This is a genomic window from Halobacillus shinanisalinarum, from assembly GCF_022919835.1.
In the GTDB taxonomy this organism is placed as follows: Bacteria; Bacillota; Bacilli; order Bacillales; family Halobacillaceae; genus Halobacillus_A; species Halobacillus_A shinanisalinarum.
Genome location: NZ_CP095074.1, coordinates 3,432,876 through 3,447,500 on the forward strand (window position 1 = coordinate 3,432,876; position 14,625 = coordinate 3,447,500).

Annotated in this window: 14 protein-coding genes and 2 rRNA genes (1 of these 16 cut by a window edge); 14 read left to right on the forward strand and 2 right to left on the reverse strand. The window is 39.2% G+C overall.

Features of this window, described 5'->3' with window-relative positions; translation table 11 throughout:
* Window positions 1-370: 370 nt before the first annotated feature.
* The 6 genes from MUO14_RS17015 (at window position 371) to MUO14_RS17040 (ending at window position 5,673) form a co-directional block, all read left to right on the forward strand.
* Window positions 371-1,456 (forward strand): tyrosine-type recombinase/integrase, encoded by a 1,086-nt coding sequence (locus MUO14_RS17015; RefSeq protein ID WP_244751788.1) that lies wholly within the window; start codon window positions 371-373, stop codon window positions 1,454-1,456.
* Window positions 1,457-2,527, forward strand: a complete 1,071-nt coding sequence (locus tag MUO14_RS17020; protein ID WP_244751789.1) for a hypothetical protein — start codon at window positions 1,457-1,459, stop codon at window positions 2,525-2,527.
* Window positions 2,479-3,480 carry a tyrosine-type recombinase/integrase gene (locus tag MUO14_RS17025; protein WP_244751790.1) on the forward strand — a complete coding sequence of 334 codons (1,002 nt, stop codon included), beginning with the start codon at window positions 2,479-2,481 and terminating at the stop codon, window positions 3,478-3,480. The genes MUO14_RS17020 and MUO14_RS17025 overlap by 49 nt, the downstream gene beginning before the upstream one ends.
* A 2-nt stretch (window positions 3,481-3,482) precedes the next feature.
* The gene (locus MUO14_RS17030; protein WP_244751791.1) at window positions 3,483-3,866 is read left to right on the forward strand and encodes a DUF6262 family protein; all 384 of its coding nucleotides are present in this window, start codon (window positions 3,483-3,485) and stop codon (window positions 3,864-3,866) included.
* A gap of 99 nt (window positions 3,867-3,965) precedes the next feature.
* Window positions 3,966-4,733 (forward strand): GNAT family N-acetyltransferase, encoded by a 768-nt coding sequence (locus tag MUO14_RS17035; protein ID WP_244751792.1) that lies wholly within the window; start codon window positions 3,966-3,968, stop codon window positions 4,731-4,733.
* A gap of 466 nt (window positions 4,734-5,199) precedes the next feature.
* Window positions 5,200-5,673 carry a GNAT family N-acetyltransferase gene (locus tag MUO14_RS17040; RefSeq protein ID WP_244751793.1) on the forward strand — a complete coding sequence of 158 codons (474 nt, stop codon included), beginning with the start codon at window positions 5,200-5,202 and terminating at the stop codon, window positions 5,671-5,673.
* A 137-nt stretch (window positions 5,674-5,810) separates the two neighbouring features.
* Here MUO14_RS17040 and MUO14_RS17045 read toward each other — a convergent pair whose 3' ends face one another.
* A complete protein-coding gene (locus tag MUO14_RS17045) occupies window positions 5,811-6,002 on the reverse strand; it encodes a hypothetical protein (protein ID WP_244751794.1) in 192 nt (63 codons plus the stop codon).
* Between the two features lie 273 nt (window positions 6,003-6,275).
* On the opposite strand from MUO14_RS17045, the gene MUO14_RS17050 reads away from it, so the two are divergent.
* The 5 genes from MUO14_RS17050 (at window position 6,276) to MUO14_RS17070 (ending at window position 9,762) form a co-directional block, all read left to right on the forward strand.
* Entirely contained in the window at window positions 6,276-6,584 is a 309-nt protein-coding gene (locus MUO14_RS17050; protein WP_244751795.1) for a hypothetical protein, read from the forward strand.
* Between the two features lie 234 nt (window positions 6,585-6,818).
* Complete coding sequence (locus MUO14_RS17055; protein ID WP_244751796.1) at window positions 6,819-7,427, forward strand: dihydrofolate reductase family protein; 609 nt, start codon at window positions 6,819-6,821, stop codon at window positions 7,425-7,427.
* Between the two features lie 191 nt (window positions 7,428-7,618).
* Complete coding sequence (locus MUO14_RS17060) at window positions 7,619-8,053, forward strand: GNAT family N-acetyltransferase (RefSeq protein ID WP_244751797.1); 435 nt, start codon at window positions 7,619-7,621, stop codon at window positions 8,051-8,053.
* 64 nt (window positions 8,054-8,117) lie between these two features.
* A complete protein-coding gene (locus tag MUO14_RS17065; RefSeq protein WP_244751798.1) occupies window positions 8,118-8,660 on the forward strand; it encodes a GNAT family N-acetyltransferase in 543 nt (180 codons plus the stop codon).
* A gap of 481 nt (window positions 8,661-9,141) precedes the next feature.
* A complete protein-coding gene (locus MUO14_RS17070; RefSeq protein WP_244751799.1) occupies window positions 9,142-9,762 on the forward strand; it encodes an NUDIX hydrolase in 621 nt (206 codons plus the stop codon).
* Between the two features lie 62 nt (window positions 9,763-9,824).
* On the opposite strand, the gene MUO14_RS17075 is transcribed toward MUO14_RS17070, so the two are convergent.
* Entirely contained in the window at window positions 9,825-10,463 is a 639-nt protein-coding gene (locus MUO14_RS17075; RefSeq protein ID WP_244751800.1) for a DNA-3-methyladenine glycosylase family protein, read from the reverse strand.
* Window positions 10,464-10,739: 276 nt separating this feature from the next.
* Between MUO14_RS17075 and MUO14_RS17080 the strand changes: the two genes are divergently transcribed.
* From MUO14_RS17080 to MUO14_RS17090, 3 genes are all read left to right on the forward strand, one after another.
* On the forward strand, window positions 10,740-11,009 hold the full coding sequence (locus MUO14_RS17080; protein ID WP_244751801.1) for an atypical membrane-integrating protein (Mistic protein): 270 nt from the start codon (window positions 10,740-10,742) through the stop codon (window positions 11,007-11,009).
* 386 nt (window positions 11,010-11,395) lie between these two features.
* Window positions 11,396-12,964: ribosomal RNA gene (locus MUO14_RS17085) — 16S ribosomal RNA — on the forward strand.
* Window positions 12,965-13,197: 233 nt separating this feature from the next.
* Window positions 13,198-14,625: ribosomal RNA gene (locus MUO14_RS17090) — 23S ribosomal RNA — on the forward strand (it continues 1,493 nt past the right edge of the window).
* The 16S and 23S rRNA genes sit together here, the layout of an rRNA operon.

Here is a 14,625-nt window from a genome sequence, read left to right on the forward strand (position 1 = left end):
CTTATTCTCCATTTTGGGAGAACAAGTTTACTATGTTATTCGAAGAAAGTATATTCGGGGTAGGTAAAGTTACACTTTTCTAATTCATCCTGAAAGTCCATTTGAACAGGATTTTTGCTATAATAGAATAGTGTATTAAGGCTTATTCATGGGTGGCGGCTCACTTCCCTTTTTTAGAAAGGGGGTGATGCCTGATGACAGTATTTGAGACTTTGTTTCTTATTTAATTGTACTACTATAAGAAGTAGGTGATAACGTATCCAACGTTAAAACTTACTTCTTTTTAGTATCTTTATAAGCTCTATAATTGTACTATAAATTTATAGTTTACAACGTTAATAAAGAATTTATAAATAGGGGGATAGCTTGGATGAAAGTTAAGGGAGTTAAAATTGAAGATAAGGAACGCTATATGCTTATTGATTCTTATGGGGAGCCTATTAAGCCGGTAATTAAATACCTTAAATATCTGGATTTTACCGGGAAAGCAGAAAACACCTTAAAGGCTTACTGTTATCACCTTAAACTATACTTTGAATTCCTAGAGGAGGTAAATACTAGCTATAAAGAAGTTCATATAGATTTACTGGCTACGTTTATAGGTTGGTTAAGACAACCTTCACAGTCATTGAAGGTAACTGAACTGAAACCAACAAAGGCAAAAAGGTCGGATAGAACCGTAAATATAGTATTAAATTGTGTAATAGGTTTCTATGATTATTTGATGAGATCGGAAGAATACGAGAATACCATAAACGAACAAACTAAGAACCAACTTTCTGCCCGGTTTCGAAGATTTAAACCCTTTTTACATCATATTTCCAATGGAAAACAAATAAACAGAAATATATTGAAAGTAAAAGAGCCCAAACGGTTAGTGCAAACGTTAAGAAAGGATCAAATTGAATGTTTATACACTGCATGTAATAACATTCGAGATCAACTACTTATAAGAGTTTTATATGAGGGTGGGTTGCGAATTAGCGAGGCCATGTCTTTATGGATTGAAGACTTTAACATAGGTGAGAGCTGTATCACCGTTAGAAAGTCAAAAACAATTGAAGGAGAAAAAAGAAAAGTCTTTGTTTCAAGCGAGACAATGAATCTATTTCAGGAGTATCTTTTAGATTATCATATGCAAAATATCGACACGAATTTTGTATTTATTAAATTAACAGGAAAAAATAGCGGAGAGCCACTGGATGACCAGGCAGTTCGTTCCTTAGTTCGACGTGTAAGGAAAAAAACAGGTGTTCCTTTTACACCACACAAGTTGCGTCATACATTTGCTACAGAGCTACACGAACATGGAACAGATATAGCTGTGATTCAAAAACTATTAGGACATGCCCATGTACAGACAACTATTCAAACGTATCTCCATCTATCCGATGAAACTATAAAAGAAAGTTACGAACAAGCTAGATCAAATATGGTAATTAGAAGGGGAAATTAAATGAATAAAAACTTAATGGATGAAACCTATCGTGAATATAATATTGATAAGTATTTAACTGGCTATTGGAGTCGAGATGTTTGGAATCTCGATGATTGTCCACTTGCGAAGGGGCAATCATTTTCTTTCACCACTAAGAATTTGAGATTTGATTATATTCATAACCCTCACTTGAAAAATGAATTTAAATTTTTCATTTATAAGGGTCTTGTCGATAAGAGGTTCTCTTTTAAAACGGTTTGGTCATTTAATGCCGGAAAATTGAAAGCACTTTCAGAATATATTTCCAAACAACATCCATCTATGCACTCGATTATAGAAATTCCTAAACAAGCATTTTTGCCTGAATTTAAGAACTACCTTGAGGGAAAAGGGATTGTTACCATACGAAAACAGGGAACAAGTGAACCTTGGCGTACTAAGAAGTACGAAAGGAAATCATTGTACCTAAAACTTTATGAACGGGTGTACAACTTTTTTTATGATTTCTATGATGATAGGAAAGAAACCGAAAAGGATCGATGGGATGCTAGGAAATTAGGTGTTCGCTACAATATTACAAGATCACATTACAGTATAGATTTCTCTGACATTCCTATCTCGTTTCGACCATTGGTTAAAAGATATTTTAAACATCGACTTTGCGAGCAAATGTCCATAACATTAGGAACAGCAGTTTCAAATTTGTCAAAATTATATTTGTTTTTTAATTTTATATCCAATAAATACCCTGATTGGGTTGATTTGAACCAGCTAAGACGAATAGATATTGAGGAGTTTATAATGTTGGTAAAAAACACTCCTTTAAGGGGCAAGGGAAAGTCAAAAGCACCAACAAATCAGTATATTGGAAGAACTTTAAGTAACTTGAATACCTTTTTAACTGAAATGCAGATATTTGAGTGGAAAGAAGCTCCCATGAAACCAGTGAAGGTTCTTATTTTACCGGGGATTATCCTAGGAAAGAACCCCAAAAACCCGATCAAATTAAATATGTGCCAGATGAAATATGGGAACAAGTTATGTATCACATCGATAAACTTCAAAAACAATTTATTCCTATACTTTTAACTTTGGAGGCATCAGGATTCAGAATCAGTGATGTATTATCTCTAAAAGTAGATTGTGTGGTTCAGAATGAACATGGTTGGTGGTTGGTTGGGGATCAAAGGAAGGTAAGATACAAGGAGCACAAGGTTCCCATTACCGAAGAAATTGCGAAAATTGTTTTATCACAACAGGCATTAACAAGGGAAATTTCTACAAAACAAACAAATCCAAATGATTTTCTGTTTCCTATGCTAAGTGGAAAAAGAAAAGGCATGCCTATTACAAGCTCCATGTTTATCAGTAACCTAAATAAATTTGCTTATCGCTGCAATATTCTAGACACAAATGGGGAAATTTACTGGTTCCGTAACCATGCTTTTCGACATCGTTATGGGGTTAATCTTATAAATAATGGAATGAATATTCTTCATGTCCAAAAGCTACTAGCTCATGCAAGCCCGGAAATGACACTAGTGTACGCCCGAATTTTCGATAATACACTTCGAACAGAGTGGGAAAAAGCTCGGGAGAACGGGGCTTTAAGGTTCAGTAAGAGTGGAAACCTTGTGGGGGCAGACCTTAATCAGCAGGCAGAGGAAAACGGATTAGAGCTAGAATGGATACGCCACAATTTAGATTCAATTCGACTCGACCATGGTTTTTGCGTGAAAAGCCCTAAGCTTCAATGTGACTTTCTGGATCAAACTCTTGAACCACCGTGTATCAAGAATAATTGCCGAAGTTTTCACGTTGACCAATCCTTTTTGTCTTATTATGAAGAGCAGATTAAGAATATGGAGTCTGACATTGAAATCTATAAAAAGACAGGTAGAACTCGATCCGTTGAGATAATTCAGCCTAAGCTCACAAAATACAAGGAAATAGCAAACGATTTATCAATGGATCAAGGCATGTATGGTTTGCCAAAAGAAAAAAGAGAATATGTTGGTAATCAACAAAAGGAGATGAAATAATATTGGCTAATAATAATCCCAATGTAGAGGGTATAAAGGAATCCTCCAAGAAGAAGACGCAACTGTCTATTCAAAAGGTCGAAAAAGCCTTACGCGAAATGATCAGGAAACAGATGACTATTAATTTTAATACAGTTTCAACAACAGCCGGTGTTTCAAAAGGTTTCTTGTATAAAAATTCAAATATACGACAGCGTATAGAAACTCTACGTGAAAAACAGGGAAAGCTTCCTTCACCTAAAAAGGTTAAGATAAACACCAGCAATGCATCAAAAGATGTCATCATTGACTCCTTAAAAAAACGCATTAAACATCTCGAGAAAGAAAATGAGAAGCTTGAACAACAGTTAAAAGGTCATTTAAGTAAGCTATATCAGGAGATCTAAGAGATTTAAGTTACATATTCGAGTGACAATAAAATCACTGGGGAAAGCTGATCTTCAACAAACGGGCCAGATAATTGAACAATGGAAAGGTGCAAAAACATGATTACAAATCAACAATTAGTAATAAACAATTTTGAAGAAAAATTAAAAGCATTTGCTTATGCAGTTAGTGGTGAACTAACAAGTGCAGAAGATTTCGTCTTAGCAAATACGGAAATACCTACTGATACATTTAATGTACTATTGGCAAAGTCTTCAAACTTACAAGGAACATTCAAAGTTAGACAGGGACTCGATTATTTTTCTAAGAAGGAATATCCATTTAGTGTTTGGATGGATGTTGAGCATATGAATGATGATTGGAAAAACCTTATGCAAGCATATGACTTAAAAGAGGCAGAACGTAATGTGATGATGAAACGTGAAAATACGCTCCATGTTGATCAAAGGTTTTCCAATCAATTAAAAATCACCCAAGTGAAAAATAATGAAGAACTTTTAAGATATATAGAGGTGTTTATAAGCTTATTTGAAGGCACGCCAGAACAAGATGCCCTGGAAAGCTATTTTAATAAGTTTTCACAAGTGAAGTTAGGTCCGGACGTTCAAATGTTTATTGGATGCATAGACGAAATAGCTGTAACTACTGGTTTACTAATAAAAGGCAAAGATAGCTACGGGATTTATGATGTGATGACAAAGGAAACAGTAAGAGGTAAAGGGTATGGTAGTGAAATGTTTCAATTTCTTTTAAGTCAAACAAAGGATAAACAAAAGCCAGTCATATTACAGGCTTCAGATGACGGAAAAAATATCTACAAGCGATTTGGATTTATAGATGTTGGGGAAATGGTTGTATTTGAATAAGAGGTTTCTTATTCAGCTATCGGGCGCATTTCAGGAATAAAGGATTTGCGCTTTTTTGCATGAATGGCAGTATTCTGGAGTAACATATTGTGCAATTGATAGGAATTTGAAATAATTGTTATTAAGAAAAAATAAGAAAGAGTGAGATTATTACATAATTTCAGCAGGATTAGTTAGGGTGATTTTTATTGAATTGATTATTAACGTATTGATAGGTGTTGGTATTGTTATATTCTTATTATTTTCCTTTGCGGTCTTTATTACTTTTAAAGATAGAAAATAAAGGGGTACGGAAACGATTCGAAGAATGAAGGCCACTATGGAAAAACGAAAATCAAGAATTACATGTTTAATGTCAAATGGAGTTGTTCCAGAAAAGGGGCGCATATCTCGAATAATTACGAAGGTCAAAGACGTTTTGGCTGACTAAGGCTTAAGATTTTCATAAAGTAGGAGGGAAAATAATATGACTAACGATGAAAACATTGTACTTATGAAAGCAGACCTAGATCAAATAGATTTAGTTGCCGACCTTTTTGACAAATATCGGGTCTTTTACGAACAACCATCAAACGTAGAGGAAGGAAAAAAGTTTATTCGTGAAAGAATGGAAAATCAACAATCTGTGATTTTTTTAGCAATCGAAAAACAAGCAAGCTCTGTAAGACCATTAGGATTTGTTCAGCTTTATCCATCCTTTTCATCAGTCAATCTAGCAAAAATATTGATATTAAATGACCTGTATGTTGATCAATCTGCGAGGCGAAGTGGAGTAGCTAAGAGCTTAATGCAAAAAGCAAAGGAACACGCCTTAGAAACAGGTGCAAAAGAATTAACACTTGAAACAGCTAGCGACAATCACAAGGCACAACATTTATATGAATTAATTGGGTATGAGAAAGACGCGGAACATTTTTATTATAATTTATTACTCAATTGAAGATTATCGTTTATGAAACGACCTACCTACTGGAAATAATACCAGCTAATAGAAGTTTGGTAATTGCTTTGAGGAAAATTATCTTGAAACTGAGTCTTCATGATAAGGGCGCGATTGCTTAATAAAAAGTAATGGGCCTATATTCTGATGATGAATTGACTTAGTATAAACATTAGAAGTAAAATACCGATTCCTAATACGCCATAGCCAAAGCGTTTACGTTCCGATAAATGCTCCCCTTTTATCTCTTTCCAACTAGGATAGAAAAAACTGATTACTCGGACAGCTATTATGCCGATAGCCACTAAAACGACAGCTAGCACTTCCATAAGAATGACTCCTTTCTACAATACTTAGTTACCTTATGCTTACTAAGTAAAACAAAATGGAGCAAGATTTTGTTTTTTGTGGATTCATCTCGAAGCTGAGTCTTATAGAAACGGGGCGCTTATCTGGAGTAAGGTAAGTGCCATTTTTTATGAAATAAAGGATTGAGTTTCCTTGTTGGTACTCAATAATGGAGCAGTTTAATTGAATAATTTCTAATTAGGGGCGTAACAATTATTGGTGTTAAACCGTCTATAAGTAAAAGGGGTGCTTGAATGAAAAAAATAGCCACCATTTTTTTAACCTTGTCATTATGCGTTGTTTTATTTGGTTGTGAAAGCACACTGAAATCACAAGGTAAAGAACAGACTGAAGAAAAAACATTTGTAGACAAAAAACAAATTGAACAAAAAATCATTATTGCAGATTCTGTTGATGACCCATTACCACCAGAAGCTAAAAATGTTCAGACTATGCCTGGTAAAAATGAGCCTCAACAACTGCCGAATGTCGATTTAAGTAAACCGATTGTAATCACTGAGATGCCTACTATTGAAGATAAAATTTCCGATGTTAATGAGTAAGTAATTTAACTAGATGGTCTTTTAAGATTGTCTTGAAATCAAGTCTTCTTGAAACGGGGCGCAAATCTTGAATAAAGTTTTGCGCTTCTTTATTTATGTTTAGGGCCAGATTGTGGCGCAAGTATAAATACCCAGAATATAAATTTTTCAGTTTGTCGAAGGATAATAATACAGCAATCGAGAAGAAATACATTGTTCATTTGCGTGATAAAATGATGCTGAGGAGGTTATGAAATGAGTAAAGTTATTCTAAATATCTCGATGTCTCTCGATGGATTTATAGCAGGCAGTAATGATAATCAAAAACAACCTTTAGGGGAGAAAGGCGACATTCTGCAAGCCTGGATGTTTTCTGGAGAGGAAACTAGCCAGACCAATTCTTTTTTTAAACTTTCAAGCATCGACAAGAACGTTTTCGATTCAGCAGCTGAAAAAACAGGGGCTATGATTGTTGGCAGAAGGACTTACGACATCGTGAACGGTTGGGGAGGAAGTCATCCACTAGAAAGAGTTCCCGTGTTTGTACTTACTCACCGTATCCCTAAGGATCCTCCTGAAGGTACGACACCATTTACTTTTATCACAGATGGAGTGGATCAGGCAGTTAAACAAGCGAAGGAAGTAGCCGGATCTAAGGATGTAAGTGTCGGCACTGCAAGTGTCGCACAACAATGTATAGAATTGGGTTTGTTAGATGGGCTAGATCTACATATTGCCCCAGTATTGCTAGGCAGGGGTGTGCGTTTGTTTGATCATATTGGTCAGGAAACTGTAGCGTTGAAATCGACTGAGGTAATCGAAGGAACAGGAGTTATACATGTTAAATACGGTGTATTGAGCTAATTATATTGAGTATAGTTTAGAATTTGATCATGTCTTTATTAAGCAATCGGGGCGCAAATCTGGAATAAACTACGCCTGCTTTTGCTTTATCGGGCGTGCTAATCTAAAAAGTGTGTCCTTCTGAACTTGGGCTATATTGTGATTGTGGAGTAATTCTCCCTAAAGGGGTGTTAGTCTTGGAGCATAGGGTATTGAATACAGAAGATATTGAACTTCTAGAGAGCTGTTTAATCGACTTAGCTAATTATCATAATAGCGTTGCACAAAATTTTAAGGGTATATATCCTTTAAAGACGTATCGAGAAACACTGGATGATATAAAAAAGCAGGTACGGGAGAATTCAGGATTAGTCTATGGGGTGTTGCTGGATGGATCAGCAATTGGATTTTGTAAAATTAGTTTTGAAGGTAAAAATGGGAAATTAGATTATTTATACGTAAATAAAGAATATCGTGGTGAAGGTTATGGGCGACTTTTAATGGAATGGGCAATGAGTGAATTTCAAAAAAACAAAATACATATGATTGATTTAAAAATTGTTGAAGGAAATCCAATATCAGAGATGTATAAAAAATATGGATTCGAGCCAAGGCTTACCGTTATGACAAAAATTAATAAGGAATGAGCGCAAATACTGCTTCAACTATATGTCTAAAGGCATTGGATAAGAAAAGGAGTTCTGATAATAGATGAGAAAAAACGAGATAATTAATGAAAATTCCAATATAAATATAAGCACTATGCGAATTCTTATGAGGCAATTAGCTGTCGAGGATATTACAGAATTTTACGAAATAGTGAAGAAAAACAGCGTGGGCCAATGGCTTGGAATAGGAAATGGAATGACTTTTGAAGAATCAGAGCAGTACGTCAATAAAATTTTAAAACATTGGAACCAACACAGTTTTGGTGTATGGGCAGTAGTTAATAATTCTACAAAGGAAATTATGGGTCATTGTGGTTTGAGGTACATCGATGACACAAAGGATATAGAGATTATTTACTTGCTTGACCCAAAATTTTGGGGTATGGGATATGCTACAGAAGCAGGAAACGCAGCAATCAAATTTGCTTTTAATTCCCTTAAGATTAATAAACTAGCTGCAAGGGTAAGAACAAATAATTTTAAATCAAAGAAAGTGTTAGTCAAACTTGGATTTCAGTTTATTTATGATAAGGATTATGACGGTCGTAAATTATCATACTATGAATTGTTAAATCAAAATTCCTAATTAATACGAAGGGCGCGTTTATCGAATAACAAAACCCAACCTCCCTTAAAACAATAGAAAAAGATTGGGTTCTTATTGTATTCATTAAATACATATCTACAAAGGAACAACATTATTAAACTCACACTTTTTTTACAAAGGTATTGATAATTTAATGATCTCGTTTGCAACATTAATTGTTGCGATATTGTCAAACAAAAAATAACCACCCTAGGCCTAGCAAGCATTTAGGGTGATTATTTTGACACTCTGATGTGAGCTGCCCCCTTGAAGGGCTATTACACTTAGGCTGAATGGTGTTGACAGCACCGTTCAGTCTTTTTTATTATATGAGCTTCTATATACACTATACCTCATTTTTTGTAATTATAAAACATAAACATTCTTAAGGAAAGCTCTTTATATAACGATAAAGCGTTGAAGGGACGAGTTTTTCCTTTTAACCTGTTATAGTAGAAGAAAGTAAGGTTGAGGTGAAAATATGGACACAGAGACAATCTTAAATAAAGTAAAACAACATACGCCCTCTATCCTTGGAAGCCAGGACTTTTCAAAGTTTGCTATCCTATTGCCACTTGTTGAAAAAGACAATGAATGGCATGTCTTGTTTGAGATTCGTTCGCAAAAGCTGCGAAGGCAGCCAGGGGATATCTGTTTTCCAGGCGGGAAAATTGATCGCCAGGACAAAACGGAAAAAGGCGCAGCCATAAGGGAGACAACAGAAGAATTAGGCATTAACTACGAGAACATTTCTGATGTGTTCCCATTAGATTACATCGTTTCCCCATTTGGCATGATCGTCTATCCATATGCAGGGTTCATAAATGATCACGAATCGATTAAACCAAATCCTGCTGAGGTCGAGGACTTCTTTACGGTTCCACTTTCCTTTTTTTTAAAAACAGAGCCACAAGTGCATAAGGTGAGTTTTGAGGCGAAACCAGAGGAGGACTTCCCGTTTGATCTTATCGTTGGCGGACAGGATTACAATTGGCGAACGAGGCAGATCGACGAATACTTTTACATCTACAAGGATAAAGTGATTTGGGGGTTAACAGGAAAAATCCTTTACCACTTTGTCGAAATGGTGCTCAAAGAGTAATCATCAACAAGTTGTGGTGAGTTCTCCTCAGCTTGAAGATCGCCGGAGAACTCACTGTATGATTAATCTCTAGGTGGCTTCCCTTTGACTATACCTAAATTAATAGCGTTCCACAGGTAGAGGGAAACAATGGAGTTAAAGGGTTCCCACTTTTTATAATGAAAATCTAGGTCAAGAGGTTCGTCTTTCTCCATTTGGTAAAGCCACCTGATCGAATTTTTAATACTTACATCTCCATATGACAAGACATTTAATCTCCCCAACGAAAAAATTAAAAACATCTCCGCCGTCCATCTGCCAATTCCTTTTATATCAGTTAAAGTTTTGATCACTTCCTCATCTTCTAGTAAATGAATACTGGAAAAATCCACTTCATTAGATAGGTGCTTTTCAGTTAATTCCCTTATATATTTTAATTTTGCTCTGGATACACCGACACTTCTTATTTGTTCATCACTTAGACCTTCTAATAACTCTGGTTGCAGGTTAGGCCAAATTTCTTCTAGTCTAGTATTGATGGTATGGGCTGCCTTCAGTGATAACTGCTGGCCAATTATTTGCTTAACGATTGATCGATGATAATCTGTCTTTAAGGGAATATCGATTGTTCCAATAACCTTAATTAAGTTGTTTAACTCTGGATCTATTTGTGACAAGTGTTTAATCCTATCGTCCTCTAATGTGAAATACAGTTTATCCATTGTGATTCTCCTTTAGATAGCAAGTGCTTAGGAATGGCTTCTTTTCGAGACCTAATTTCCATTTAGTTTATTTTTAGGTAAACCGAGCCTTAAGGATCTATCAATCGTTTTGAAGTATCACACTCTTCCTAGTTCATTGTTTTGTTATAACAATTATACAATAGACAGGTCATCTCACACATCCCGAATGCTGTTAAAGGGCGATTTTTCACATTATCTTTTTCGCATCTTTATTTTACATCTTTTTTGGATATCCTATTTATTGGGTGATGATTAATGAAGGCAACTGAATTAGAAACTAAAAAATTCGATAAAGCATTGGACGAAATTCTTGATCTCTTCAATAACCTTGAAAATGATGATCCAATTATTCATTTTGGTGATGATGTTATCGAGAATATTGAGCGTGCCAAGAAAAAGTACGGTGATGAAACGGTTGATGAAAGGATAAACACGGTTGTACGGGAAATGCTATCTTGGCTTGACCTTGAAAGTGTGGATTTGGAAGAGGATGAACAGAAAGGGGAGGAAGAAGATGAGACCTAATTAAAGGAAGCTTTTGATATAAATGCTGCAGGAACTTAAATCTTCGAAGCTATGCTAAACGAAGGGAACACTTCTTTACCACCTGTAGATTCCTAATCTTTTTCCTTAAAAACTATTGCAATGTTATATTTTACGTGATATATTATTCCTTGTCGCCTTAAGAGACGGCAACAAACTAAAAATCTTTAAAAAACATCATGAAAAAGTTATTGACGTAACTTACTCACCATGATATATTAATTAGGTCGCTGTTTTGAAGCGGCGAACAACTTTTGATCTTTGAAAACTGAACGAACCAACCAGTACGTCAAATCATTCTTTCTATTAAATAGAGAGAATTCAAACAAGCACATTCGGTGTGCAAATGAGCAAGTCAAACTTTAACTTTTATGGAGAGTTTGATCCTGGCTCAGGACGAACGCTGGCGGCGTGCCTAATACATGCAAGTCGAGCGCAGGAAGCAGGCGGATCCCCTTCGGGGGTGAAGCCTGTGGAATGAGCGGCGGACGGGTGAGTAACACGTGGGCAACCTGCCTGTAAGATCGGAATAACTCCGGGAAACCGGGGCTAATGCCGGGTAATCCTTTATCTCGCATGAGAGGAAGGTAAAAGATGGCTTCTAGCTATCACTTACAGATGGGCCCGCGGCGCATTAGCTAGTTGGTGAGGTAACGGCTCACCAAGGCGACGATGCGTAGCCGACCTGAGAGGGTGATCGGCCACACTGGGACTGAGACACGGCCCAGACTCCTACGGGAGGCAGCAGTAGGGAATCTTCCGCAATGGACGAAAGTCTGACGGAGCAACGCCGCGTGAACGATGAAGGTCTTCGGATCGTAAAGTTCTGTTGTTAGGGAAGAACATGTACCGTTCAAACAGGGCGGTACCTTGACGGTACCTAACGAGGAAGCCCCGGCTAACTACGTGCCAGCAGCCGCGGTAATACGTAGGGGGCAAGCGTTGTCCGGAATTATTGGGCGTAAAGCGCGCGCAGGCGGTTCCTTAAGTCTGATGTGAAAGCCCACGGCTCAACCGTGGAGGGTCATTGGAAACTGGGGAACTTGAGGACAGAAGAGGAGAGTGGAATTCCACGTGTAGCGGTGAAATGCGTAGATATGTGGAGGAACACCAGTGGCGAAGGCGACTCTCTGGTCTGTTTCTGACGCTGAGGTGCGAAAGCGTGGGTAGCAAACAGGATTAGATACCCTGGTAGTCCACGCCGTAAACGATGAGTGCTAGGTGTTAGGGGGCTTCCACCCCTTAGTGCTGAAGTTAACGCATTAAGCACTCCGCCTGGGGAGTACGGCCGCAAGGCTGAAACTCAAAGGAATTGACGGGGGCCCGCACAAGCGGTGGAGCATGTGGTTTAATTCGAAGCAACGCGAAGAACCTTACCAGGTCTTGACATCCTTGGATCGCCCTAGAGATAGGGTTTTCCCTTCGGGGACCAAGTGACAGGTGGTGCATGGTTGTCGTCAGCTCGTGTCGTGAGATGTTGGGTTAAGTCCCGCAACGAGCGCAACCCCTAATCTTAGTTGCCAGCATTCAGTTGGGCACTCTAAGGTGACTGCCGGTGACAAACCGGAGGAAGGCGGGGATGACGTCAAATCATCATGCCCCTTATGACCTGGGCTACACACGTGCTACAATGGATGGTACAAAGGGCAGCGAAGCCGCGAGGTGTAGCAAATCCCATAAAACCATTCTCAGTTCGGATTGCAGGCTGCAACTCGCCTGCATGAAGCCGGAATCGCTAGTAATCGCGGATCAGCATGCCGCGGTGAATACGTTCCCGGGCCTTGTACACACCGCCCGTCACACCACGAGAGTTGGCAACACCCGAAGTCGGTGAGGTAACACATTATGTGAGCCAGCCGCCGAAGGTGGGGCCAATGATTGGGGTGAAGTCGTAACAAGGTAGCCGTATCGGAAGGTGCGGCTGGATCACCTCCTTTCTAAGGACATATGCAAGGCGACCTCTTTCTCTTTCGAGAAAGTCGGGAAGCTGCCGCATACGGAAGACGTACCTGGTTGGTTGTTCAGTTTTGAGAGATCAAACGATCTTTCAATGTGAACCTTGAAAACTGGATAAGATAATCAGAACGTGACGATCCTCTTTAGATAGAGATCGACACGGGATGACAAGACATCAAACATCAATTTTTTAACGTCTTTTCACGACGACAATAGTTAAGTGAATAAGGGCGCACGGTGGATGCCTTGGTACTAGGAGCCGATGAAGGACGGGACTAACACCGATATGCTTTGGGAAGCCGTAAGTAGGCTGTGCACCGAAGATTTCCGAATGGGGGAACCCCCTGCTCGTAATGGAGCAGGATCCTTTACTGAATACATAGGTAAGGGAAGGCAGACCCGGGGAACTGAAACATCTCATTACCCGGAGGAAGAGAAAGCAAACGCGATTTCCCAAGTAGCGGCGAGCGAAACGGAAACAGCCCAAACCAGAAAGCTTGCTTTCTGGGGTTGTAGGACACTCCTTTGGAGTTACAAAAAAAGAGGATAGATGAATCGATCTGGAACGATCAGCCAGAGCAGGTAAGAGCCCTGTAGTCGACATCTTCTTTTCTCCGGAGTGGATCCTGAGTACGGCGGAACACGAGGAATTCCGTCGGAATCCGGGAGGACCATCTCCCAAGGCTAAATACTCCCTAGTAACCGATAGTGAACCAGTACCGTGAGGGAAAGGTGAAAAGCACCCCGGAAGGGGAGTGAAAGAGATCCTGAAACCGTGCGCCTACAAGTAGTCGGAGCCCATTGATGGGTGACGGCGTGCCTTTTGTAGAATGAACCGGCGAGTTACGACCGTCTGCAAGGTTAAGCTAAAGCAGCGGAGCCGCAGCGAAAGCGAGTCTGAATAGGGCGAAGCAGTAGGCGGTCGTAGACCCGAAACCGTGTGATCTACCCATGTCCAGGGTGAAGGTCAGGTAACACTGACTGGAGGCCCGAACCCACGCAAGTTGAAAATTGCGGGGATGAGGTGTGGGTAGGGGTGAAATGCCAATCGAACACGGAGATAGCTGGTTCTCTCCGAAATAGCTTTAGGGCTAGCCTCAGAATAGAAAGTCTTGGAGGTAGAGCACTGATTGGACGAGGGGCCCCTACCGGGTTACCGAATTCAGTCAAACTCCGAATGCCAACGACTTTGTTCTGGGAGTCAGACCATGGGTGATAAGGTTCATGGTCGAAAGGGAAACAGCCCAGACCGCCAGCTAAGGTCCCCAAGTGTGTGTTAAGTGGAAAAGGATGTGGCGTTGCTTAGACAACCAGGATGTTGGCTTAGAAGCAGCCATCATTGAAAGAGTGCGTAATAGCTCACTGGTCGAGTGACGCTGCGCCGAAAATATACCGGGGCTAAACACACCACCGAAGCTGCGGATTGATCCTTAGGGATCAGTGGTAGGAGAGCGTTCTAAGGGCGGCGAAGTCAGACCGTAAGGACTGGTGGAGCGCTTAGAAGTGAGAATGCCGGTATGAGTAGCGAAAAAAGAGTGAGAATCTCTTTCACCGAAAGCCCAAGGTTTCCTGAGGAAGGCTCGTCCTCTCAGGGTTAGTCGGGACCTAAGCCGAGGCCGAAAGGCGTAGGCGATGGCCAACA